18 protein-coding genes, 1 other RNA gene and 1 pseudogene are annotated in these 23,315 nt (G+C 57.4%); 14 read left to right on the top strand and 6 right to left on the bottom strand.

The annotated features are described in order from the left end of the window. Positions 1-23 precede the first annotated feature (23 nt). Entirely contained in the window at positions 24-329 is a 306-nt protein-coding gene (locus ACTRXA_RS06285) for a hypothetical protein (RefSeq protein ID WP_442426362.1), read from the top strand. A 12-nt stretch (positions 330-341) separates the two neighbouring features. Further along, on the top strand, positions 342-878 hold the full coding sequence (locus tag ACTRXA_RS06280) for a nuclease-related domain-containing protein (RefSeq protein ID WP_442426361.1): 537 nt from the start codon (positions 342-344) through the stop codon (positions 876-878). A gap of 15 nt (positions 879-893) precedes the next feature. Here ACTRXA_RS06280 and ACTRXA_RS06275 read toward each other — a convergent pair whose 3' ends face one another. Beyond that, positions 894-1,085, bottom strand: coding sequence for a hypothetical protein (locus ACTRXA_RS06275; RefSeq protein WP_442426360.1), 192 nt, complete (start codon positions 1,083-1,085; stop codon positions 894-896). 250 nt (positions 1,086-1,335) lie between these two features. Between ACTRXA_RS06275 and ACTRXA_RS06270 the strand changes: the two genes are divergently transcribed. The 8 genes from ACTRXA_RS06270 to ACTRXA_RS06235 all read left to right on the top strand — a co-directional run bounded on the left by ACTRXA_RS06270 (position 1,336) and on the right by ACTRXA_RS06235 (position 8,713). After that, the gene (locus ACTRXA_RS06270; RefSeq protein ID WP_442426359.1) at positions 1,336-1,866 is read left to right on the top strand and encodes a hypothetical protein; all 531 of its coding nucleotides are present in this window, start codon (positions 1,336-1,338) and stop codon (positions 1,864-1,866) included. Positions 1,867-2,125: 259 nt separating this feature from the next. Beyond that, complete coding sequence (gene yajC, locus ACTRXA_RS06265) at positions 2,126-2,521, top strand: preprotein translocase subunit YajC (RefSeq protein WP_442426358.1); 396 nt, start codon at positions 2,126-2,128, stop codon at positions 2,519-2,521. Positions 2,522-2,538: 17 nt separating this feature from the next. Continuing rightward, a complete protein-coding gene (secD, locus tag ACTRXA_RS06260; RefSeq protein ID WP_442426357.1) occupies positions 2,539-4,095 on the top strand; it encodes a protein translocase subunit SecD in 1,557 nt (518 codons plus the stop codon). Positions 4,096-4,113: 18 nt separating this feature from the next. Next, complete coding sequence (gene secF, locus ACTRXA_RS06255; RefSeq protein ID WP_442426356.1) at positions 4,114-5,022, top strand: protein translocase subunit SecF; 909 nt, start codon at positions 4,114-4,116, stop codon at positions 5,020-5,022. A 142-nt stretch (positions 5,023-5,164) separates the two neighbouring features. Then, a complete protein-coding gene (locus tag ACTRXA_RS06250) occupies positions 5,165-5,908 on the top strand; it encodes a zinc ribbon domain-containing protein (RefSeq protein WP_442426355.1) in 744 nt (247 codons plus the stop codon). Then, an RNA gene (rnpB, locus tag ACTRXA_RS06245) (RNase P RNA component class A) lies at positions 5,902-6,279 on the top strand. The genes ACTRXA_RS06250 and rnpB overlap by 7 nt, the downstream gene beginning before the upstream one ends. Before the next feature lie 147 nt (positions 6,280-6,426). Continuing rightward, positions 6,427-7,527 carry an ankyrin repeat domain-containing protein gene (locus ACTRXA_RS06240; RefSeq protein ID WP_442426354.1) on the top strand — a complete coding sequence of 367 codons (1,101 nt, stop codon included), beginning with the start codon at positions 6,427-6,429 and terminating at the stop codon, positions 7,525-7,527. Between the two features lie 130 nt (positions 7,528-7,657). Beyond that, positions 7,658-8,713 (top strand): ankyrin repeat domain-containing protein, encoded by a 1,056-nt coding sequence (locus ACTRXA_RS06235; RefSeq protein ID WP_442426353.1) that lies wholly within the window; start codon positions 7,658-7,660, stop codon positions 8,711-8,713. 60 nt (positions 8,714-8,773) lie between these two features. Here ACTRXA_RS06235 and ACTRXA_RS06230 read toward each other — a convergent pair whose 3' ends face one another. From ACTRXA_RS06230 to ACTRXA_RS06215, 4 genes are all read right to left on the bottom strand, one after another. Beyond that, positions 8,774-10,174, bottom strand: a complete 1,401-nt coding sequence (locus tag ACTRXA_RS06230; RefSeq protein WP_442426352.1) for an alpha/beta hydrolase — start codon at positions 10,172-10,174, stop codon at positions 8,774-8,776. Between the two features lie 202 nt (positions 10,175-10,376). After that, complete coding sequence (gene aspS / locus ACTRXA_RS06225; RefSeq protein ID WP_442426351.1) at positions 10,377-12,152, bottom strand: aspartate--tRNA ligase; 1,776 nt, start codon at positions 12,150-12,152, stop codon at positions 10,377-10,379. A gap of 107 nt (positions 12,153-12,259) precedes the next feature. Continuing rightward, positions 12,260-13,720, bottom strand: a complete 1,461-nt coding sequence (locus tag ACTRXA_RS06220; RefSeq protein ID WP_442426350.1) for a 4Fe-4S dicluster domain-containing protein — start codon at positions 13,718-13,720, stop codon at positions 12,260-12,262. A 44-nt stretch (positions 13,721-13,764) separates the two neighbouring features. Beyond that, positions 13,765-14,268 carry a hypothetical protein gene (locus tag ACTRXA_RS06215; protein WP_442426349.1) on the bottom strand — a complete coding sequence of 168 codons (504 nt, stop codon included), beginning with the start codon at positions 14,266-14,268 and terminating at the stop codon, positions 13,765-13,767. Positions 14,269-14,633: 365 nt separating this feature from the next. Here ACTRXA_RS06215 and ACTRXA_RS06210 point away from each other — a divergent pair, with 365 nt between their 5' ends. Next, the gene (locus ACTRXA_RS06210) at positions 14,634-16,460 is read left to right on the top strand and encodes a radical SAM protein (protein ID WP_442426348.1); all 1,827 of its coding nucleotides are present in this window, start codon (positions 14,634-14,636) and stop codon (positions 16,458-16,460) included. A 140-nt stretch (positions 16,461-16,600) separates the two neighbouring features. Here the strand turns inward: ACTRXA_RS06210 and ACTRXA_RS06205 are convergent, their stop codons facing one another. Then, positions 16,601-18,460, bottom strand: a complete 1,860-nt coding sequence (locus tag ACTRXA_RS06205; RefSeq protein WP_442426347.1) for a hypothetical protein — start codon at positions 18,458-18,460, stop codon at positions 16,601-16,603. A 245-nt stretch (positions 18,461-18,705) separates the two neighbouring features. Here ACTRXA_RS06205 and ACTRXA_RS06200 point away from each other — a divergent pair, with 245 nt between their 5' ends. From ACTRXA_RS06200 to ACTRXA_RS06190, 3 genes and pseudogenes are all read left to right on the top strand, one after another. Beyond that, on the top strand, positions 18,706-21,345 hold the full coding sequence (locus ACTRXA_RS06200; protein WP_442426346.1) for a tetratricopeptide repeat protein: 2,640 nt from the start codon (positions 18,706-18,708) through the stop codon (positions 21,343-21,345). A gap of 399 nt (positions 21,346-21,744) precedes the next feature. Next, entirely contained in the window at positions 21,745-22,965 is a 1,221-nt protein-coding gene (locus tag ACTRXA_RS06195; RefSeq protein WP_442426345.1) for a hypothetical protein, read from the top strand. Positions 22,966-23,077: 112 nt separating this feature from the next. Further along, a pseudogene (locus ACTRXA_RS06190) lies at positions 23,078-23,315 on the top strand (4Fe-4S dicluster domain-containing protein); the annotation flags it as partial.

The following is a 23,315-nucleotide window of genomic DNA, read 5'->3' as shown; positions in this document are numbered from 1 at the left end:
GCCCAGCCGAAACGGATCCCGTCATGACCGACACCCAATCATCCGCATCCAATCACCCTGTAAAGCGTGTCACCGTACGCCGCGGTCGCAGGCAGTGGCGCAACGTGCCGACGCGGGCGCTGGCGGTGGCCATCCGCCAGGGCAAACTGCGCCGCGACGACGAGTTTTCCCTCGACGGCACACGCTGGAGCCGACTGGACGCGAACCCAAAGCTGGCTGCCCTGTTTCCCGAACCGGCGGGGGCGAACGTGTTTCATCCTGCCACGCCGCCGAAAGTGGAAGCGCAGTTGGACGAACTCGCCCGCCTCATGCGCGACATCAATCAATAAACCCGGAAACGCATGGAACCCATCTCAACGCTTCTCGTTTTATTGCTGGTGGGAGGCGGAATCTGGTTTTTTCTTAAAAAAGGCAAGGGGACCCTTGTGCCCGGCCCCAATGTGGTGTCGGTCCTGAGGCAACTCGGCAACGAATATAAAATCATCGAGAATGCCACCGTGCCCACCCCCGACGGCATCATTCAAATCGATTACCTGGTGGTATCGCCGTACGGCCTGTTTGTCATCAATCAGCGTGACGATTCCGGACGTGTGCGTGTGCAGGCGGGTCAGCGCGAATGGGAAGTTCGCGGCATGGGTGGCGGGCTCATCTACAACCCGCTGTGGCGCAACCGGCAGGCCATCAACCACATTGAAAACAAGCTGGGCGATCTGCCCATCGCGTCGCTGGTGGTGTTCCCGAATGCGAAACTGGAAGGGATTCCGGATGAAGAGGTGGTCACCGGACGGCAATTGCTGCCTGCCATCCGAAAGGCACGGCACGAGGTTTTGAGTGAGGAACAGCAGGAGTCGGTGCTGACGTGGTTCGGCGGACGGTGAAGATTGGGACGGAATTCAGACGATGAGGTCGATCAGGCTTCCCGTTGAAGACCCCTGGGAACCGCTGACCGTGAGGTTCAGCAGGTTGAGCAGGGATTGCGTTTGTGCTTCCGAGGCTTTGATGGCCAGTTGCAATGCCTCTGTGGAAGTCTGTACCGCTTGCGGCGCGGTACTGGCGGCAGTTGAAGTGCTTACGGAATCAACCATAATGCGAGTCCTTGGATGTGGATAAAATCTTCCCTTATCTCTGCTTTACGGCAGGTTGTGAGAAAACTTGAGGGTTTTTTTGTCGGAAATATAAAAAAAGCCATGTTTTTTGGCCGGGGGCAGCATCCGGACCTTGGACGGGGCCGGGCCTTGGGATACAATTCCTTTTCATAAAATTATTTACAGACTGGATTTTGAAGGAACGAGCATTATGAAGATGCGTTGGACGTGGTGTTGGATTACCTGTGGATTGATCCTGTCGGCCCTGGCTGGCCCGGCGTGGGCGGGGGACGATTTCAAAACCGGCAGCAAGTTTTATAAAGGCGGGGCGCCCAAGAACTGTCCCATCGAAAAAACCACCATCTGCACCATGGAGATCTGGCTGGAGTTCAAGCACAAGAAGAACAAAAAGCAGTTGTGGCAGGTGCTCAAGGACAAACACATCAAGGTGCTGGGCCACACCATCCAGTTCTGGCGGCCGCGCGGCGGGCATCCGCCGACCAACATCGCCATCGGCGGCGGTCTCAGCGCGGAAGACGCCCGCTGGGCCATCGAGTTCGCCCTGAAGTACAATGACAACATCGACGGCCTCATCTTCCAGCGCCTGAATCCGCCGCATTACGTGGCCGTGGCCACTTCCGCCTGGGACGCCAAATCCGAGACCAAGATCACCCCCGAACAACTGGAGCAGTTGCGCGATCCCAAGCTGACCACCCCGGAGTTCCACGCGCTGTACGTGGAGCTGACCGGGGAGAAAGAAAAGGGGATGCCTTTTTATTAATTTGCCGGAGCTTTTTCAAGCCGACGGGCCCGTTTTAACGCGTTGGTCGGTCCGTTGGCTTTCCTGTGAAAAGTTTGACAAATTTTTATGGATTTGATAGAAGCAACACTTCTGGCACCGATTGGGTCCCACCGGTTCAAATATTTGTTTTTTCGTATAAAAGGCAGGGACGTTAACAAGGGACGTATCCCGGGCGTCCACTTCCAGGTTCTCTGAATCCTGTCCACCACTTTCATATTTATAAGGAAGGTCCGGCACCATGCCTGATTTAGGTTGGATCCACATTCTCGTTGCTCAGGCGGAAGGGCAGCAACCCGAGCCCCCCGGCGGCGCGCTTTCGTTTCTGCCGCCGCTCATCATCATGTTCCTCATTTTCTATTTCGTGCTCATCCGCCCGGAACAGAAAAAGCAGGCCAAGGCCCGCCAGATGCTCAACGAGCTGAAGGAAGGCGAGAACATCATCACCCTGAGCGGCATTCACGGCACCATCAAGAAGATCAAGGATGACGTGGTGACACTCCAGGTCGCGGACAACGTGCGCATCAAGATCGAGCGCTCCGCCATCGGTCGCGTCAAGGGCACCGGCGAATCCCGCCCCGAAGGCAAAAAAGACAAAGATAAAGACAAAGACGAAAAAGAAAAAGACAAAGAGTGAGTTTCTGACGGCCTGATATGTTTCGCGATCTCAAATGGAAAATCCCGCTGATCTTTGCCGTGCTTTTGGGCGCGGTGTGGCTGGCGTACCCGGTGGATGAGAAGATCAACCTCGGGCTCGACCTGCAGGGAGGCATGCACCTGGTGCTGGAGGTGCAGACCGAGAAGGCGGTGGAGAGCGCGCTGGAACAAAGGGCCGACGACATCAAGCGCGCCCTGCAGGATGAGGACATCGAGCTCGAACGTGTGTTCGCCCTGCAGGAGGACATGACCGTCCACATCATCCTGGTCGATACGATCGACACCCCCACCACGACCGAAGCGGTCAAGAGCTATCCCAACATGAAACTGCTGGGCACGGAGCGGGACGGGCTGGAACTGATCTACCAGGTCACAAAAGAAGAGATCAAATTCATCAAGGAAAACGCGGTTCAGCAGGCACTGGAGACCATCCGCAACCGGGTGGACCAGTTCGGCGTCTCGGAACCCGCCATCCAGGTGCAGGGCGAGCGGCGCATTCTGGTGCAACTGCCGGGCATCGAGGAGCCGGAGCGGGCCATCAACCTGATCGGCAAAACCGCGCGGCTGGAGTTCAAGGCCGTGGATGAGTCGATGAGTCCCCAGCAGGCTCTGAATGAAGGCGCCCCCATGGGGAGTGAGGTGCTGTACCAGCGCATCGAAAACGAGGAAACCGGTGAGGTGACCAAGGAGCCTTTCCTCATAAAAGAACGCCCCATCATGACCGGTGACACCCTCACCGCCGCGGAAGTCCGCTTCGACAACCAGTTCAACGAACCGTACGTCGCGCTCACCTTCAACAGCCTGGGTGGCCAGCAGTTTTACCAGCTTTCAAAAGATCACCTCGGCAAGCGCGTTGCCATCGTTCTCGACAATAACGTCTATTCCGCGCCGGTGATCCGTGAAGAGATTCCCGGCGGCCGCGCCCAGATCACGGGACGCTTCACCACCAACGAAGCGCGCGACCTGGCCATAGCGCTTCGTGCAGGCGCGCTGCCGGCACCGGTGGTCATTCTCGAAAACCGCACCATCGGCCCGTCCCTCGGCCGCGACTCGGTGGAAGCGGGCGTGACCTCGATCGCCGCCGGTTTTGTGATGGTGCTGATTTTCATGATGATCTACTACCGCCTGTCGGGCGTGATCGCGGTGACCGCGCTGTTCCTGAACCTCGTATTGTTGCTGGGGGCGCTCGCGTATTTCGGCGCTTCGCTCACATTGCCGGGCATCGCGGGCATCATACTGACCGTCGGCATGGCGGTCGACGCCAACGTGCTGGTCTTTGAACGCATTCGCGAGGAAATCCGGATCGGCAAACCCGTCCGCGCCGCCATCGACGCGGGCTTCGCCAAGGCACTCAGCACCATCGTGGACGCCAATGTCACCACGTTCATTGCGGCGATCGTCCTGTTCCAGTTCGGAACCGGCCCGATCAAGGGCTTCGCCATCACGCTCTGCATCGGCATCGCGGCCAGCATGTTCACCGCGGTGTTCGTGAGCCGCACCATTTTCGATTCCGCCATGGCGCGGAAAAAGATCAACACCCTCAGCATCGGCTAGAGAGACCCAAACAGGCATATGGAACTGATCAAAAAAGAAACCCGATTCGATTTCATGGGCAAGATCAAGGGAGCCATCATGTTCTCCGGCCTGTTGATCCTGATCAGTCTCGCCTCCATCGCCGTGCAGGGGGGACTCAAGTACGGCATCGACTTCTCCGGCGGCACGCTGGTGCAGTTGCGGTTTCCCACTCCGCCATCCATCGACAGCATCCGTGCCGGATTGAAGGATGTCGGACTGGGCGACAGCACCATCCAGGAATTCGGCACGAAGAACGATATCCTCATCCAGCTCGAAGGTTCCGAAGAACAATTGCAGGAGATCGGCTCGCAGGTGACCGGTGCACTGGAAAAAAGCCTGGGCATCACTGGAATCGAGGTGGAGCGCGTGGAGATGGTCGGTCCCAAGGTGGGTCAGGACCTGCGGCAGAAAGCGGTGCTGTCCATCATCTATGCCATCATCGGCATCGTCATTTACATCTCCTGGCGGTTTGAGTTCCAGTATGCGATCGCCGCCATCATCGCGCTCATTCACGACGTCACCATTACCATGGGCGCGTTTTCCGTGATGGACAAGGAGTTCACGCTGGTCATCGTCGCCGCCTTCCTGACCATCATAGGTTATTCGTTGAACGACACCATTGTCGTGTTCGACCGCATCCGCGAGAACACCCGCCGGCGCGGCAAGGAAACGCTGGCCTCGTCTATCAACACCAGCATCAACCAGACCCTGAGCCGCACGCTTTTGACTTCCGGCACCACCCTGCTCGTGGTGCTGGCCCTGTTTTTCCTGGGCGGCGAGATCATTCACGACTTCTCCTTCGCTCTGCTGGTGGGCATCGCCATTGGCACGTATTCCTCGATCTTCATTGCCAGTGTGTTTCTGGTGTTCTGGGAAGCCCGCTCCAAGCGTCCGAAAAAAGCCTGACACCGGCCCATCCCCGTCTCCGGCTCCACCGATCCGGTCCCGAGTTCCCGCTTCCGGGATATAAGTTGCAATGCCCGCAAGGTGCGTGCTAAATTTGATCCCAAGACAGACACTCGTTAAATACCCATAAATACGGCGTTCCATGAACCCTCAATTACAAAAACTGGTCATTATCCAGCAGATGGACAACGAAATCGCCGAAATTCAGGAACTGGTGGACCTCATCCCCAAACAGGTCGCGGCGGGGGAGAAGGAACTGGAAGGCAAAAAAGGCGCGCTGAACGCCCTTCAGCAGGAAATCGAAGAGCTCAAGAAGAAACGAAAGCAGTGCGAACAGGATGTGCAGGCGGAGCAGGACCGTATCGCCAAGACCAGGGCCAAGCTACCCACGGTGAAAACCAACAAGGAGTACAGCGCCATCCTCGCGGAAGTGGACGCCATCAAGGTCAAGATCGACGGCATCGAGGAAAAAGAGCTGGAGGTCATGGAGGCGCTTGAGGAGAAGGAAGCTCAGATCCCGGACCTCGAAAAGGAGTTCAACGGCGAGCGCCATAAGTTCGACGAATACAAAAAGAAAAAGGAAGAAGAACTGAGCCGCACCCAGGCGGAATTGCAGGGGCTTCAGGACAAACGCCAGGAGGCGGTCCAATCCGTCGATGCCAGAATGGCGGCGCATTACGAAAAACTGCGCAAGGCCCGCGGCGTGGCGGTGGTGAAAGTCGAAGGCGAGGTGTGCCAGGGATGCCATCAGCAGATTCAGCCGCAGGTGGCACTGGAGGTGCGGACGTCCCCCGACATAATTCACCAGTGCCAGTTCTGCGACCGGTACCTGTATTTCATTCCCAAACCGGAAGAAGAGGAAACCGAAACGGCGGTGTCGAAGTAAACCGGATGATCGCCGTCCCGCGCCAGCGGGAGGGAGGAAAGTCCGGGCTCCACAGGGCAGGATACTCCGTAACGCGGAGTGGGGGCGACCTTAAGGAAAGTGCCACAGAAAACAAACGGCCCACCCGCAGGTTCGCCTGCGGCGGCAAAGGTGAAAAGGTGGGGTAAGAGCCCACCAGTGCCGCCGGTGACGGCGGCAGCTGGCAAACCCTATCCGGAGCAAGATCAAATAGGAAAGCGCATGAGGGCGGCCCGTCCGATGCTTTCGGGTTGATCGCTCGAGCCTGTCGGCAACGGCAGGCCTAGATTGATGATCATCGCTCCGTGCTCCGGCACGGAGAACAGAACCCGGCTTACAGGTTTACTTCTTGCCGTCCAGCTTCCGGTCGGCCGCGCCGTTTCGGCGACTTCTTCTTCGATTGCATTTTCATTCCCGGCTGTGGCCCCGGCCACAGGGACTCCAAACCAGATTGTTCCGGCCCCGGGACGGCCAATCTCTTTTTCCGGGCAGAATCCATCATGAAGATTCCTTCCCGCCTTTTCCTCCGTCTGGTTGCATGCCTCGCATTTTTATTGCTGGTTGGGAACTGTATGTTTTTGCCCAGCCATACTATAAGGCAGGCCATTGACTACAACGACCAGGATGCGGTCCACCGTTTTCTGGATGAAGGACTCGATCCCAATCAGCCCCAAAACGGCGGCCTTACGCCTCTCCATCTTGCCGCCAAAAAAGGACGGCAGGAAATAACACGGATATTGTTGCGTCGTGGTGCCGATGTGAACGCGCGGGATTATCAGAAACGCACCCCCTTGCACCTTGCGGCGTTATGGGGGAACCAGGGAGTGCTGGAAATTCTGTTCAAAAACGGAGCCGATCTCGATGCGACCGATGATAAAGGACGTAACCTGCTCCACCATGCGGTGCTCGGCGGATCGCAAAACACCGTGCGGAGTTTGATCGATCGCGGATTGCCGTTGGAACTTCCCGATGATGCGGGTTACACCGCGTTGTATCTGGCCTGTCAGGCCAATGAAGCTGATTTGGCGGAGTTATTGATTGGGAAAGGCGCATCGGTCGACCCTCCGGGGCCGTCGCCTCTTGTAGCCGCCACACGGTCTGGAAATTTCTGGGTAGTGGAAGCTCTACTTTACCACGGTACTAAGGTGGATGGTCCGGCTGATTCCGAACAAACACCCTTACATATTGCGGCGCACCAGGGATTCATCCAGCTGGCTGGCCTGTTGGTGGTATATGGAGCAGACGTAAACCAGGTCGACCACAAGGGCAAAACTCCGCTGTATCATGCGATAAAAGGGGAAAACCATTCCATAGTAGCTCTGCTTCTTAAAAATGGGGCCGATCCCAACCAGCCTGTTCCGGAAGGTAGTTTGCTACACCTTTCCGCTCAAATGGGGAATTACGGAATTTCGGAGACCTTGATAGCGAATGGAATCGACCTGCGCGCCAAAAACAATAAAAACCAGGAACCGGTGGATGTGGCATTGGAGCATGGTTACCAAAGACTTGCGGAATTGATAACCAGGGAGATCACGTTGAAAATGGGAAGCCACACAAAATTGAATCCCGGTCTGGTTCCGCGAACTCGTTCCATTGGATAAAATGTTTGTGAGGTAAAATATTTCTATTCAGTTTAAATTTTGTGCCGTTTTTGAGTCATGATCGCAGCCCACAAAAGTTCAATGTGTTCTGTCATTTGTTTTTTCAATTCTTAATCAGGTCGAGTTTCTTATGAAGTATCACCTTCGTTTTATTGGCAGTTTTATTTTTTATTTTATTGTAGTGGCGTCTGCTGGGTGCATGATCCTGCCCACGCAAAGCCTCGAGCAGGCGGTCATCTACAACAACCAGAAGGAAGTGCGGCGTCACCTGAATGAAGGCGTCGAGGTCAACAAGCCCGGCACGGAAGGCAAAACCCCCCTCCACTTTGCTGCCGAAAAAGGCCGCGAGGAGGTCACCCGAATCCTGCTCGACCGCGGCGCGAACGTGAACGCACGCGACAACGACAAGCGCACGCCTCTCCATCTGGCTGCGTTTGAAGGCAACGAAATAGTGGTGAGAACCCTGCTCGAAAACGGCGCCGACCTGGATGCCATCGACGACAACGGCCGCAACGCCCTGCACCACGCCGCGCTCAACGGACGCCAGCGTGTGGGGCTCAGTCTCCTCAACCGCAAGCTGGCGGTCGATCAGGCGGACAACAAGGGGTACACACCGCTGTACCTGGCCGTTCTGGGAAACGAAACGGAGATGGTGAAATTCCTGATCCAGAAGGGAGCCTCGGTGAACCCGCCGGGGCCGTCGCCCATCATGGCTGCCGCCCGCCAGGGCAATGATAATATTGTGGGCATCCTTCTCACCCATCGCGCTCCGCTGTACGGTCCACCGCAGGCCGAGGACACCCCGCTCCACATCGCCTCGCAGAAAGGGCATTTCCACGTGGTGCGGGTGCTGCTGGACCGGGGTGCGGATGTGCATCGCAAGAACAAGGCGGGCAAAACGGCCTTGTATTATGCGGTCGATTCCAACCACAGCACGGTGGCGGAAATGCTGATCGACAAGGGGGCGGATCCCAATCAGCAGGTGCCGGAAGGCAGTCTTCTGCACGTCGCGGCGGAAAAGGGAAATTACAGCGTTGCCGATACGTTGATCGAAAAAGGCATCGACTTGCGCGCTAAAAACGGGAACAACCAGGAGCCGCTGGATGTCGCCATCGAGCACGCCCACCAGAATATCGCCGACCTCATCACCGCCGAACTGGTGAAGCGCAAACAAGCTGGGCAATGATCACGCATTAAAAAAGAAAAAGCCGTCCCGGTCGGGACGGCTTTTTTTATGTTTAAGAGGTCAGGGGATGAATTCCCAGAAGGTCAAGCCTTTGAGGGAACGTTTCACCAGTTTGCCGCGCTGGTAGATGGGACTGCCGCGGATCAGCCGGTAGATGTCCGAGATCACCGACTTGTTGTCGCCGAAGTAGGAGTGCCCGATCAGGTTGGTGTCCAGGCGGGAGACGTCGATGGAATCCAGCCCGGGCAGGGTGAGGATGCCGCCGGTGGAGTCGCCCGCCCGCCGGTACCCGTTCACCTCCCGGGAGATGATGAGCGCCTGGTCGCGGCTCGATGCGTACAGCGTGGTGCGGGCCGTGATGCGTTTGAACTCGGAGAACAGTTTTTCGAACTCGATCTGGTCGATGTCCGGCGCAGCGAGGATGACTTCATTGAAGATCGGGCTTTCCTGTTCCTTCATCTCCAGTGCGAGGTCGTGCAGGGCATTGGTGAGTGCCACGCTCCCCATGCTGTGCGCCACCAGGTATACCGACTTCGCTTGTGTTCCCTTGTGCAGGGTTTTTAAAAACATGCGAAGGTCAATAGCCGCGGCACGGATGCGGTTGGCGTCCTTGATGTAATCCTGTGCCTGCCCGTTTGACGGCCAGCTGAACACGACCGATGTGCCGTCGAACTCCAGGTCATAAGCCAGTTGTGCGGCCCGCTGCACGGCGTATTCGAAGGTGTTGTTGAAGCCGTGCACGAAAACCAGCATTGCCGGGTGCTCGGCCAGACTGCCGTTCAACCGTTCCAAGAAGACTTCCCGGGGCAACCTTCCCGCGTTTCTCAGGATCACGTGTTTTTTGGGGTCCTCTTTTTCCAACTGAACTTCGAAGATGGTCAGCGGCGTGGTGAGGCTTCCTTTGCTGCGCATCTTCGGGTCGGTGGGCACGGAGATGGTGGCGACCCCGTACTCCAGTTCGTCCCCCGCATCGCCGCCGTAAAACTTGGGTGAGATCTTGACGCCGGTGTACTTGCGCGTGGTTCCGTAAAAAACGTTTGTTACGACAAATCCTTTTTGCTGCTTGGCCGTGTCCTCAAACAGCGGCATGGTGGAACCGATCTCCTCGGTGCCGCTCGGTGCGTTCACTTCCGGCTGTTCGAACTGCGGTTCTTTCAGCGACCCGATCTCGGCTGAAACCGTGGGGTTTCCGGTTTCTTCCATTTGGGGTTTCGATGGTGAGAATGATTCCGTTGATTTCTTCTCAAACGCTTCATCGCCGGGAAACTTTTTCTTGAGGGCGGCGACCGAATCCGACTTCGTTTTGGGTTTGCTGGTTTCCGTTTTCGATTGCGAAGTTTCCGTAGCGGAAGAAGATACGGGGCTTTTGTTGATTTGCCACGATCCGGTCTGCGTGCAGGCCAGCCAGAAGGGGACGACTGCCAGCAGGCAGATGATTTTGAATACAGGTTTGGATTTCATCGGGACACTCCTTCTGCATGCGGGGTGACGGATGCGGTCGGGACGCGGCCCCATTATAAGAAATTGGCGGGGAATTGTAAGAGGATTCCTGCAAAGAACCGCTGAGATGGATCTGGGATTGTGCCCACGGACCATCCCCGTGACTACCGGGCAGTAGCCCATGGCCTCCCCACGTGGCGGGGCCCTCCCGGTGGGGCCGGGGTCAGGAGAGGTCGAACTTGAGTTTGAGTTCCTTGAGTTGTTTGGGGTCGATGGCGGAGGGAGCCTGCGTCATCAGGCACGTCGCCTTCTGCGTTTTGGGGAAGGCGATGACGTCGCGGATGCTCGCGGCACCGCAGAGGATGGTGGCGATGCGGTCCAGCCCGAAGGCGATGCCGCCGTGCGGCGGGGCGCCGTACTGCAACGCCTCCAGCAGGAAACCGAACTTTGCCTGCGCTTCTTCCTTTCCGATGCCGAGCAGGCCGAACATTTTTTCCTGAACCTCCTGTTTGTGGATACGGATGCTGCCCCCGCCGATCTCACTGCCGTTCAGCACGAGGTCGTACGCCCGTGCCCGCATGGAGCCGGGGTCCGATTCCATCTTGCCCAGATCCTCTTCCATGGGTGAGGTGAACGGATGGTGCATGGCGACGTAGCGTTTTTCGGTCTCGTCCCATTCCAGCAGGGGGAATTCCGTCACCCACGCAAAGCGGATGAGGCTGGTGTCGATCAGGTTCAGGTGCTTGCCGATGGCGAGGCGCAGGTGCGCCAGCGAGTCGGCGACGATGCGCGGCGTGTCGGCGGCGAACACGATGGTGTCTCCCACCTCCGCGCCCAGCTTCGCCATCATCGCGTCCAGCATTTCCTTCTTGAAGAACTTGGCGATGGGCGACTGCAGACCGTCGGTGTTGACCTTGATCCATGCCATGCCCTTGGCCCCGTAAGTCTTGGCGACCTCGGTCAGGTCGTCGAGCACCTTGCGCGACAGCGCTTCCGAACTCTTCTTGGCGTTCAACGCGCGCACCTGCCCGCCGTTCTTGAGCGCTTCGGCGAACACCTTGAATTCGGTGCCCTTGACTTCTTTGGAGAGGTCGACGATCTCCAGATCGAACCGCAGGTCCGGCTTGTCCGAGCCGTAGCGGTCGATCGCGTCCTGGTATTTCAGGATCGGAAATGGCGTCGGGATGTCGATGCCCTTCACCTCTTTATAAATGGTCTTCATCATCGACTCGATCAACTGGAACAACTGAGGCTCGTCGATGAACGACATCTCCATATCGATCTGCGTGAACTCCGGCTGACGGTCCTGGCGCAGGTCCTCGTCGCGGAAGCATTTGGTGATCTGGAAATAACGGTCGAGCCCGGACACCATCAGGATCTGTTTGAACAACTGCGGCGACTGCGGCAGGGCATAGAACTTTTCCGGGTTGAGGCGGCTCGGCACCAGGTAGTCGCGCGCGCCTTCCGGCGTGCTCTTGGTGAGCATGGGCGTCTCGACTTCCGTGAAGTCCGCTTCATGCAAAACGTTCCGCACCACGCGGGTGATGTCGTAGCGCGTTTTCAGATTGCGTTGCAGGTCCGGCGAGCGCAGGTCCAGGTAACGGTGTTTGAGACGCAGGGCTTCGGAGACTTCCGCTTCCTCCCAGCCGGGGAAGGGGGGCGTCTCGGACTTGTTCAGAATGGCGAGGTCGGCGACATACACCTCAATGGCGCCGGTCTCCAGCTTCGGGTTCACCATGCCTTCCGGGCGTTTTCTCACGGTGCCGGTGACGGCGATGACGTAATTGCCACGGAGGGACTGCGCTTCCTGGTGCGCGAGCTGGTCGATCTGCGGATTCAGCACCACCTGGGTGAGGCCGCGCTTGTCCCAAAGGTCGATGAAAATGAGCCCACCGTGGTCGCGGCGGGTGTGCACCCAGCCGCACAGGGTGACGGTTTTATCGAGGTCGCCCTCGCGCAATTCATTGCAATGGTGGGTCCTTACGAATTTCTGGGTCATGGAAGCGGTGGTGGAATCGGTTTAAATGGCTGAAAAATTGAAGCCAACAAGTTACTCAAATTGCCGCGCGGTTGCAAGGGGATAATTGCCGGAGTTCGGGGGGGAGCTCACGGTTCTTCGGAACGCGTTCCGTCCGGCGTGGTGGAATCCTCCCCGCCTTCCTCCGGAGGTTCCTCGGTGGCGGTGGCCGTCTCCTGCCGGGCCTGCTCGGCTTGCAACTGCTGACGGCGGGCTTCCAGTTCCGCTTTCTGCTTTTCGCGTTCCTTCTTGCGTTGCTGGTACTCGATGACCATCTGCGGTTTCACCTTGATGGCGACGGGGATGTTCACCGTGCCACAGGACCGCACGCACACCCCGCAGCCGGTGCACACGTCCTTGTGGATAGTGGGCCGGTTCTCGCGGTCCTGCGTGATGGCCCCCGGGATGGGGCAGTCGATCAGGCACTGCTGGCAGAAACCGTCGCCGTAGGCCTGGCATTTTTTCTTATCCAGAATGGCGTACCCCATCTCGACGTCGCGCGGGCCGCCCGGCACCGGCAACAGCGCGCCTTCCTCGCAGGCGGCGATGCACGGCAGGCCGTCGCACATGACACACGGCACCTTGGCCGGGTCGATGTACGGCGTGTCCATGATGAGGAAGCCCATCTTCTTCGGTACCTTCAGGATGGCGTCCTTCGGGCAGGCGTTGACGCAGTCACTGCACCGCGTGCAGGCGTTCAGAAACTCGCGCTCGGAGATGGCGCCCGGCGGGCGCAGCAGGGGAGGGCGCTTGGTGATCCTGTCGAAGGCGGTGTTGACCTTGTCGATCTTGCCCTGGATGTTGTCCACCGTCGGCTTGGCAAAGAAGTGGACACTCTGCCGGAGCATGTAGCGCCTGTCCATCTCCTTGTCATCCGGATCGCGTTCCTCGTCCTCCTGCTGGACTTCCGTTGAAGCGTCGTGTGCTTCCAGTTCCGCCGATCGCGCGGTTGTGTCTTCGGCTCCTGCCGGTATCGCCGCGCCGTCTGCGGATTCCCCTTCAACAGCGATGGCGGGTTTCGGTGCGGCTTTGGGTTTGGGTTTCGACTTCGGTTTGGCTTCTTCGAATTCCAGGGAAGGATAAAAGTATTCCTTCACGCGGCGGAAGAACCCTTTTTTCGGTTTCGGTACTTCCTCGACCGCCGTATCGGATGCAGGCTCTGCGATGGCGTCCGCGACGCCTTCCTCCGCACCCGAATCGGCTGCCGCCTCGGCGACGCCGGTCTCGATGCCCTCTTCGACTTTTGCTTTGTTCTTCTTCTTGCGTTTTTTCTTTTTGGTCGGGTTTTTTTCGGCTTCGAGGCGTTCGGACTCGTCCGAGTATTCCTTCAACCGGTTGAGGTGGGAGAACAGGCCGCGGCGGGAGAATTCGGATTCCTCAATGGGTTTCTTCACCGCATCCTTGAAGCGGCGGACCGCTTCAAATTCCATATCGCTGGAAGTCAAGTCGCCGCGCTGGTCCTCGGAGACGTGGTCCTCGTTGGTGCGGATCTTCGGGGGCAGCTTTTTGCCCTTGAATCTTTCCTTGTTGAGGCGGTAGCGGAGCGACATGACGGTTTTATCCTAAAGCGGAAACCACGATAAAGGAACGGAGCTCAATCGGCGGGGTCCCAGCCCATGTCCCGGGCGATGTTCTTGTAATCGTGCCAGTTCTGCGCGTCGGCGTTTTCCAGCATGTATTCGTCCGTGGCCAGCACCAGCGGATGTCCTTTGTTCACGAAGGACTGCACTGTCGGGAACCGCAGGAGGAAAATGGTGACGGCGATGCGCGCGAGGTCCCGGATGTCCGGTTCGTCCATGATCTGCTTGATGATCTCATCGGCGTTGTCTGCGGTGACGTTCTGGAACAACTCCGAGGTTTTGTCCTCCAGATCCGGATGCGTGTCGCAAATGTTGGCCGCTTCCAGCTGCAATTCCAGGATGCGTTCGTAATCCTCTTCGTCGAACTCGCCGTCCATCTTGCCCTGTTCCCAGGCGGACCCTTCCTTGTTGCGGTTGCCCGGTTCATCTTTACGTTCGGCGGTTTCACAAAATGCCAGATTTGCTTCGTCGAGCATGATCTTGGCTTTGATTTCGGGGTTGGTATCGTTTCCTGCCATGATTCTGTTTTCCACTCCTCTTCGCGGGTGTTGCCGGTTTCGGATCCGGCCTGCGGCCCTGCGCCCTGCGGGACGTCAACGGGACCCAAAACAAACCGTTAACTTGGGATTCTTCAGTAAAACCCATCCTAGCACAAGTGCTTGGCCCGCCGGAATCAAAACCCGGTGCGGGGGACAGGGGGTGGCCACGGCCCGACGGGCCCGGAAAATTCCATGAATTTTCCATATCCGGTCAGAATTGATCTTCCAAATATGATAGCATATGGCCGATACAAAATAGGAAGTGGAATCACTTGATAAACCTATCCTTTCCGGTCGGCGCCCGATCGCGGGGCGGTTTGGATTTTCATACATTCCGACAGGCCATGAATAAAAAAGTGATGCTCATCTTTCCGCCGGAATGGGTGCCTACAGCCCCTTATCTGGCTTTGCCCAGCCTGGCGGCGGTTCTCCGCCAGAACGGCATCCCCACCGTGCTCAAAGACATCAACGTCGAGGCGTTCGACCATTATTTCACCCGGGATTATCTGGAGTTTGTCCGGGAGCGTATACAGGGTCGTCTGATGCGCTTGATGGAAAAAGAGCAGAAAGAAGGGCTGACAGACGAGGAACGTCAGCTCAAGGAAGGGTTCATCCAATACACCTACGTGGACATTCCGCACCATGCGAAAAAGGTTGAGCGCGCCAAGGAAATCACCCGGGGACCGGAGTTCTATGAAGTGGAAAAGCTGGAATGGGCGCTCAATGCCTTCCGCGAGGTGATGGAATTCATCTCCATTTCCTATTACCCGGCTTCGATCAATTTTTATCCCGTCGAGAGCAACCTGAACGTGTACCGGCCGTGGGTGTCGGAAGACCTGTTCCGCGCCCCGCACGACCGCGACGTGAACATTTACATCGACCTGTGCGAGCGCCTGGTGTACCCGGCGATCGATGAGGAACAGCCGGACGTCGTCGGCATCTCCATCGGCACGCCGGTGCAGTTGATGGCGGGCATGACCTTCGCCCAGCTCATCCGCAAAAAGTATCCGAACATTCATGTCACCGTCGGCGGCAACATCACCACCCGCCTGAAGGACGAAATCGCCAAAAAGCCGAAATTTTTCGACCGCGCGTTTCATTCCCTTGTCGCCTACGAGGGCGAACATGCGCTGGTGGAACTGGTGCGCGCGCTGGAAGACGGTCGCCCGCTCTCCGACGTGCCGAACCTGATCTGGAAGGACGAAACCGGTCAGGTGCGGGTGAACGACAAGCTCCACACCGAGCGCGTCAACGAACTGCCGATCCCGGATTTCGACGGCATGCCGTTCGACAAGTATTTCGTGCCGGACAAGATCCTGCCGTACCTCGGCACGCGCGGCTGTTACTGGGGCAAGTGCACCTTCTGCGATCACGGCGCGGGGTACATCGACCAGTACCGCGCCAAGCACGCCGACCGCATCATCGAAGAGCTGAAGGAGATGAAGGAGAAGTACCAGGCCAAGCATATTTTGTTCACCGACGAATCGTTTCCGCCGGCACTGTTCCGCAAACTGCCGCCGATGATGATCGATGCCAAACTCGACCTGTTCTGGACGACGCTGATCCGCTTTGAGGAATCCCTGCTGGACCCGGAATGCTGGGAGATGGCGGCGAAGTCCGGCTGCCGCAGTCTTTACTTCGGGCTGGAGTCGGCCAACGAGCGCATCATCAAACTGGTCAAGAAGGACACCAAGATCGACGTCGCCATCAAGAACCTCAACGAGGCGAAGCGCGTTGGTATCTGGAGCCACGTCATGGGCTTTTTCGGGTTTCCCAGCGAAACGCAGGAGGAAGCCGAAGACACGCGGAGGTTCCTGCTCGACAACCAGGACATCATTCACTCGGTGGAGATGTATTTCTTCGTGCTCTACAAACACGCGCCGGTGTGGGACATGATGGAGGAGACGAAGATCGACGTGCAGGTGAACCCGGAACACGACCTGGCGCTCGACTACTACTACACGCCGGAGAACGGCCTCTCCATCCCGGAAGCGATGCAACGCTACGAGCAGTTTTACCGCGACGACTACGATCCGTGGGCGCTGCGCGTCAACGCCCGCGAGCACGTGTACCTGTACATCACCCACTACGGCACCAACGACCTGCCGCAGCTCTACGTGCGCAACCATCCCGAATCCCAAACCCAGATGGCCCCCGAAGTCATCCTGTAGCCGGCCACGCCGACGAGGAATTAGGGCTGAGCCCGGAGGCGGCGGATGAATTTGGAAATGGGCGTTGAGCAAAATCCTGCGGGTTCTTCCTTCGGAGAAGGTGGAAGCCCTCAGCAGGTATCCCGCAGTGAATTCTCCCTTTACTTCTTTTCCACGAAGAAGACGGTGACGTCCGGGTTGGCCTGGTTTTCGGGGCACATCTTGAGGTGTTGCTGGAAGAAGGGCATCTCGACGATGCGGTCGGCGTTGAGCACGTTCAGCCCATACGCATCGAGCAGCCCCTTGAGCGGCCACGGCGCGACGAGGAAGGCCAGCCCGCCCGGCGCCAGCACCTGCACCACCGACATCAGGATCTTCTCGCAGATGTCGCGGTCGGTGTGATAGAAAAACGGGACCCATTTGTAGACCAGGTCGTACTGTTCCTGGTACGCCTTCTCGACGTGCGTTTCTTCTTTCAGGAACCGCACCCGCCGCACGTTCTCCAGCTGGTTGCGCGACGCCGCGTAGTTCCACAACTCCTGCGCGTTTTTCTGCGCAAACTCCGCATCGCTGAACAGCACCACGTATTCCCGGTCGCGCGTGCAGTCAATGCATCCAGCGATGACCGTGTCGAACGTGTGCACCAGCACGCGCTGAACTTTTTCGAGCCGTTCGGGCATGTCGTCGTGCTGTTCCATGTAGTGCAGGATCTGGTCCACCGCCATCGGCTGGAGCGTCGGTTCGTGAATTTCCTCGTCGCCGTCCGGGTACACGGGCACGGTGAACAGCACCTTGACCGGATCGATGGTCGGCAGGCCGTCGCTGAAAAAATGCCGCCAGCCGAACGGGTGCGCAGGCGGAGATTTGGGCTGGCTGTCCTCCACCGTCACCTGCCATTCGGCATCGAGCGGGATCTCGCGCGTGTCCGCGCCGTCGTGCAGGATCACACTGCCCCCCATCACCTCCAGGTAGCGCTGGCAGGGTCCGCTCCCTTTCGCCGTGTTGATGTATGGCACCGACACTGCGTCGTCTACCACCGACACCTTGTACAGGTCCCCGTCCTGCACCGTGACGCTGACGTTGTGCTGGTCGTGGAAATAACGCCAAGGCGGATTGGCGCGCGGCGTCCATTCGATTTCATGCGAGCGGTCGGGGTTGAGAAAGACGTTCAGGATGTCCTCGCTCTTCGGGCCCTTCGGCTCGAAAAATGCGTTGAAGATGTTGAACGCCTCTTTCGACGGATAGGTCGGCAGGCCGCGGTAACGGAGCGGCGGCAGTTCTTCCTCCCGCGACTGGTCTTCATAGAGACCCCAGATGAACTCGAAGGCCGCGCCGCCGGTGCCGGGCAGGGTGGACTGGAACAGCTCGACCACCGGGATCAGGTCCAGCCGGTCCCAGTTGACGGTGAACATGTAGCTGATGAACACGGTCTTTTCCCAGCCGCCCTCGATGAGGACGTACAGCCCGTCCTTGAACAACTGCACGTCGTACTCCCCTTTGCCGACTTCCACGAAGTTTTCGTCGTGGTAAAAATACTTCACCTCCGAGTAGGGCACCCGCCACGCCTGCGACGCGCCTTTCCGCAGGTCGTCCAGCGTCATGCGTTCCCATCCGGGCATGCTGGAGATGTTGATGCGGTTGGTGTATTTCTTGGCGCGCGGCCGGATGCCCACCCACTGACGGCAGTCCAGCTGCATGCGCACGTGCCTGAACCGCGACTCGCCGGAGGCGGTGTCCGCCTGCCATTCCACCTCGTGCAGGGTGTGGCCCTGCGGGTCGGTCATGAGGAACCGTTTGCCTTCCTGCGTGTAAAAGACCCGATGCCCGGTGGGGTAGCGCTTGATGCGTGTGGTGGCGGCGGAAGGGGCTTCGCCCGCATGCCAGTATTCCGACCCGTCTTCCGCCGTGTGCCGAAGACCGGGCAGGGATTGTTGAAGCGATTCGAGTTCCGTCTGGCTGGTGGCGAAGGCCACGTTGCCCGGCCGCTGGAGTGCGTCCAGGAAAGTTTTGGGGTCGGTCACGGGATTGCCTTTGAACAGGTTAAATTTCCGGCGATTATAGGGAGGGGCCGGGAGTGTGTCAATCGCGCAACCCGCTTTTGAGGGTCTGCTGCCGCGGCTTTCCGACAGTGGGGGAGCTTTTATTGACACCCCCCGCCGGGCTCTCTATAATCCCTTTTGTTTCCAATGAATTCAGATTTTTACATCCGGTCTGGAGACTTGCCGGATGCGGGGTGCTTTTTCTTTATAAATCAGTGAGAGGTTGCATGGAAACCAAGGAATCCCAAAAGAACGACCCGCGCGGCGAAGGCCGCAAATACGAAAAGATGGGCCTGTCCTGCCTGCAGAAAAACCAGCTCGTGGAAGCCGAATCTCATTTCATGACCGCCCTCGATCACATGAAGAAGGCGGGCGACGAACTGGGGCAGGCCTACGTGCTTGGCAACCTGGGCAACCTGAATTTTCAAAGCAAGCGCTTTGACAAGGCGGAGGAGTTTTATTCCGAATCGCTGACGCTCATGGAAAAGCTTAATGACCGCATGGGCATCGAAAGCACCCTTGGCAACCTCGGTCACGTCAATCTATACAAAGGCGAATTCGACAAGGCGGAGGAGCAGTACGCGAAAGTGCTCAAGCTGGTGGAGGAAGACAAAAACGTGCAGGCACAGGTGCTCTACAGCGAAAACCTGGGCAACATCGCCCTGCAGAAAAAGGATTTCGCCGCGGCGGAAAAATATTTTGAAACCGCGCGCTCGGCCCTGCTGTCGCAAAAAGAAGACGCCGACAAACTGAGCTTCGTCGAGGAACAGCTCAAAACCCTGCGCGCTCACCCGGATTACCTCGCCTCGAAAGAAGAAGCCGCCCGGCCGGAGATCGAGAGGCTGGAAAAGGAAAACCGCACGCAGGAACTCATCCAGAAATACCAGGATCTGGAAGAGATGTTCTACCAGGCCCGGCGTTTCGACAAGGTAACGGAAATCACCCGGAAAATCGTGGAGGTACTGGAAAACCTCAACGACAAACAGTCCATCGCCATCAGTTACGCCAACCTGGGCGGGACGCTGATGCAGGAAGGTGTCTCCGGCAAGCCGGAATACCTCGATCCGGCGGAAGAGAATTTCCTCAAGGCCCTCGAATACATCGAGGAGAACCAGGACCAGAAACGCAAATCCTACCTGCTGGGCAACCTGGGGGTCATTCAACTGCACAAAAAGAACCTGGACAAGGCGGGGGAGTATTACGAACAGTCGCTCAAACTGATGATCGACCTGCGCGACCAACTGGGCGAGGCCCGCGGCTACGCCAACCTGGGCCGTGTGGAGAGCCTGAAGGAAAACTGGGCCGGGGCGATTGGGCAGTTCGAGAAGTCGCTTGAGATCATGGAGAAGCTGGAAAACCGGCCGGGCATGGCCCAGCAGTACGAGGCGCTTGGCGAAATCTACCTCAAGAAGGAAGATCTTGAGAAAGCCGAAGATTTTCTGCAACGCGCCCAGGCCATGTACGAAGCCCTCAAGGACACGCAGAGCCTGGCCATCGTGCAGGACCGGCTGGTGTACATCGTCAGTCATCCCAAAATGCTGGAGAAGCGCGAGGCGGAAATTTCAAGTGACCTGAAAGACGCAGAGAGCAGGCAGGACGACAACCGGCGCATCGCCGCTCTCAAGGAACTCAGCAACGTGTATTTTCTGGCCAACGACCTTGACAAGGTGCAGAAAACGCTGGAAGACGCGCTGGCGATCCAGGAAAAGATCAAGGACGAAGGCGGGCGCAGCAACACCCTGGCCAACCTGGCGAGCGTGTGCGAGCAGAAACAGGAGTTGGAGAAAGCCGATTCCTTTTACGAACAGGCCATCGCCATCCGGGAAGAACAGTCGAAGGAGCACCCCGGCCTGCCCGATCTGTACAGCAACCGTGTTCATGTCCTCCTTCAGCTCAACCGGCTGGAAAAAGCGGAGAAGGTGGTCAACCAGTCGCTCAAGGTCAACCGCAAACGCAACAACACGAAGGGGCTCATCAGCGATTACCGCAATCTCGGAAACCTGAGTCTGCAGAAAACCGACTGGGCCGCCGCCGAGAAAAATTACCTCGCAGCGTTGGAGCTCAACAAACAGGCCGGAAACAAACGCGAGATGGCGGAGGATTACCGCAACCAGTGCAACCTCTACCTGCAGAAAGAAGACTGGAAACAGGCGGAGAAGTACTGCAAAAACGCCCTCGAGATCGCCGAGTCACTGCAGGACATCCGCAACGCCTGTTACGATCACCGCACGCTGGCCACCATTTACAACGGACTCAACGAGCGTGCCAAGGAAGAGCCGCATTACAAGGCCGCTCTGGAGTATTCGCGCAGGATGAACGATCCGAAAGAAATATGTATCGATCTGCGAAATGTGGGCAACATCAACATGGAAAAGGGGTACACCGAGAAAGCGGAACAGAGTTTGATGGAAGCGCTGGACCTGTCTCAGAAATACCTCGAGAAAAGCGAGCAGGCGGAGAACTACCGCAGTCTCGGCAACTACTTCTTCCGGCGCGGCAACCATCCCGAAGCGGAAAAGCATTACCTGAAGGCCCTCGAATACACCCGGGAACTGGACGACAAGGTAGGGATGGCGAAAGACTGCACCTTTATGGGCAACCTCAAATTCCGCAGCCAGAATTACGAAGAAGGCGACGCGTACTTTGTGCAGGCGTCCGACTTGTTCCGGCAGGCCAAGCACATTCCCAACCTCGTGCAGTTGTACATGACCGTCGCCCGGCTCAACCTGGCGGAGTCGCGCAAGGACGAATGCGAAAAGTACCTGAAGCACGCCGAGGAGGTGGCGAAGGAACTGGGCAATCCGGAGAAGTTGATGGCGTCCATCGAGCACCTGCGGAAAATGACCGAGCGCATCGACAAGAAATAAAAAAAGCGGTGCAAACGGGTTCCGGGGAAAGGCAACCGCCTCGCCAGACCCTTTGCCCCATGGAAGAGAATGGGCGCTGCAAAATTTGAGAGTTCCATCGAAGGATTGGAAATGAGGTTTCCTGTCAACCCTGAAATCCAGGTTTTCTGATACTGAGTTTTTAGGTCCTTAAGGGATTGACTTAAAAGGGGTTATGGTTATTTTTCCTGGCCCTTATATCTGAATTTAAAGGTGTGTTCCCCCGTCTGGTTTGTTTTAGCAGGCGGGCTTTTTTCAAGGGTTGGGGGCGTTTCCATAATGCCTTGACAATTGGCCCGGCATATATAAAAATCGCAGGTACTAAACACGTCTTGGGTTTTTAAATAGAAGGGTTTAACACTTCCGCGGGAATGAAAGACCATGAAAGTTACTTATAGTCCGCAGTTGATGGAGGAATCCGTTTTTCGCCATTTGAACCACCTGGAACGATCCGGATTTCGCGCCGAATACGATGAATTTCATTCCTTGGCTGACCCCATCTACGAACTTCCGGAAGACGACCGGGAAGAAGCGTTTGAAAAGGTCAATGAACTGTTTTTCCGGGAAAAATTGCGCCTGGGCGATCATGTTTTGAAGGCTCTGGAGGTGTGCGGTTTGATTCCCAAGCGCAAGCGCCAGGACAGCCGCCAGCCTGCGGCCGTCGCCGAGCTTCCCGGTGGGGCTTCCTCATCGGCGTCCGGGGAGTCGGAAGAGGATTCTGAAAGCGAAAATGAAGAAGGCGAAGCCGTTGCCACAGGGGAAGAAGCTGAGGCCGTGGGCATGAATGCCGAGGAAGCTTCGCTGGAAGACGACACCCCGGCCTCCAATATCGAGGAGGTGGAGCGCCATGTCGAATACGAGGACGAGGGCCGCCAGTTCGAGGAAAAGATCAAGGAGATCATGGTCAAGCGGGCCATCAACAAGGTGGACGAAGGCTCCAACGTGCTCAACCGCGTCTCCGGCCTGCCGGTCATCGAGATGCGGGTCCTGGCCAGCCGCTTTGCCAACCCCGAGGAGCATGAAGAACTGGAAGCCTTCCTGATCCACGAATTCATGCACGCCCGCGACATGATGGACCCGGAGTTCGACTACGAAGACGCATTCATTCCGGGTAACCCGTCGGTCAAGAACCTCATCACCGCCCGGTTCCGCCTGCTGTGGAACGTTTATGTGGATGCCCGGCTGGCCAAAAAGAAAATCAAGTCGGTCATGCCCAAAGAAGCGCGTTACCGGGAATTCGACAACTACTACCGAAAAATACCGGAAGAACAACGCCGGGGTATTTTCGAAGGCCTGTGGAACACGGAATCGGTCACCCATGAGGAACTGCTTTCCATGGCTACGGACCTTGAAACCCTGATCAGCAAATACATTGATTACACCGAGGACTTCACCCCCGAGGATCAGGAATACATCCACCTGCAGGGTTCCCCCTGTCCGTTGTGCAAATTCCCGACCTACAACTGGGTGGACGACCCGGCAAGTGTCTGCGACGAGATGGTGATTGAAGCCATCCAGATCGATTTTCCCGATTGGGAGAGCAAGGACGGGGCCTGCGACCGCTGTATCGAGGTGTACGAACTGCGTGCGGGAACGTCCTGATAAAGGATTTCACTTTAACCGTTGCGGTCTGGTAAAATCTAGGGATCGCATGGAGCATTGACAACCCAGGGAAACTGGTCGAATCGGGACCGGTTGCAAGGGAGGTTACAAGATGCCTGAAGTCTATAACTGGCAGTTGGGTCGCATGATGACCTATGTGTACGAGGAGAAGCATCCGAAGGAGCAGTTCACGTTCGTATTCAATACGAACCGCTGTATTGCGTGTCAGACGTGCACGATGGCCCACAAGTCGACCTGGACCTTTTCGAAGGGTCAGGAGTACATGTGGTGGAACAACGTGGAGACGAAGCCTTACGGTGGTTATCCTCAGTTTTGGGATTGGAAGATCT

It is taken from the genome of Nitrospina sp. P1_D6, from assembly GCF_052156615.1.
Lineage (GTDB): Bacteria > Nitrospinota > Nitrospinia > Nitrospinales > Nitrospinaceae > Nitrospina.
Note: the sequence above shows the minus strand (reverse complement) of the source record. Positions and strands in the feature narration are given on the sequence as shown.

Bases quoted from the DNA above. Each gene is read 5' to 3' on its own strand.
- ACTRXA_RS06220 (WP_442426350.1), bottom strand. From the start codon at position 13,720: ATGTCGCTCCGCTACCGCCTCAACAAGGAAAGATTCAAGGGCAAAAAG.
- ACTRXA_RS06275 (WP_442426360.1), bottom strand. From the start codon at position 1,085: ATGGTTGATTCCGTAAGCACTTCAACTGCCGCCAGTACCGCGCCGCAA.
- secF (WP_442426356.1), top strand. From the start codon at position 4,114: ATGGAACTGATCAAAAAAGAAACCCGATTCGATTTCATGGGCAAGATC.
- ACTRXA_RS06285 (WP_442426362.1), top strand. From the start codon at position 24: ATGACCGACACCCAATCATCCGCATCCAATCACCCTGTAAAGCGTGTC.
- ACTRXA_RS06280 (WP_442426361.1), top strand. From the start codon at position 342: ATGGAACCCATCTCAACGCTTCTCGTTTTATTGCTGGTGGGAGGCGGA.
- ACTRXA_RS06195 (WP_442426345.1), top strand. From the start codon at position 21,745: ATGAAAGTTACTTATAGTCCGCAGTTGATGGAGGAATCCGTTTTTCGC.
- aspS (WP_442426351.1), bottom strand. From the start codon at position 12,152: ATGACCCAGAAATTCGTAAGGACCCACCATTGCAATGAATTGCGCGAG.
- ACTRXA_RS06200 (WP_442426346.1), top strand. From the start codon at position 18,706: ATGGAAACCAAGGAATCCCAAAAGAACGACCCGCGCGGCGAAGGCCGC.
- ACTRXA_RS06250 (WP_442426355.1), top strand. From the start codon at position 5,165: ATGAACCCTCAATTACAAAAACTGGTCATTATCCAGCAGATGGACAAC.
- ACTRXA_RS06235 (WP_442426353.1), top strand. From the start codon at position 7,658: ATGAAGTATCACCTTCGTTTTATTGGCAGTTTTATTTTTTATTTTATT.
- yajC (WP_442426358.1), top strand. From the start codon at position 2,126: ATGCCTGATTTAGGTTGGATCCACATTCTCGTTGCTCAGGCGGAAGGG.
- ACTRXA_RS06230 (WP_442426352.1), bottom strand. From the start codon at position 10,174: ATGAAATCCAAACCTGTATTCAAAATCATCTGCCTGCTGGCAGTCGTC.
- ACTRXA_RS06210 (WP_442426348.1), top strand. From the start codon at position 14,634: ATGAATAAAAAAGTGATGCTCATCTTTCCGCCGGAATGGGTGCCTACA.
- ACTRXA_RS06240 (WP_442426354.1), top strand. From the start codon at position 6,427: ATGAAGATTCCTTCCCGCCTTTTCCTCCGTCTGGTTGCATGCCTCGCA.
- secD (WP_442426357.1), top strand. From the start codon at position 2,539: ATGTTTCGCGATCTCAAATGGAAAATCCCGCTGATCTTTGCCGTGCTT.
- ACTRXA_RS06215 (WP_442426349.1), bottom strand. From the start codon at position 14,268: ATGGCAGGAAACGATACCAACCCCGAAATCAAAGCCAAGATCATGCTC.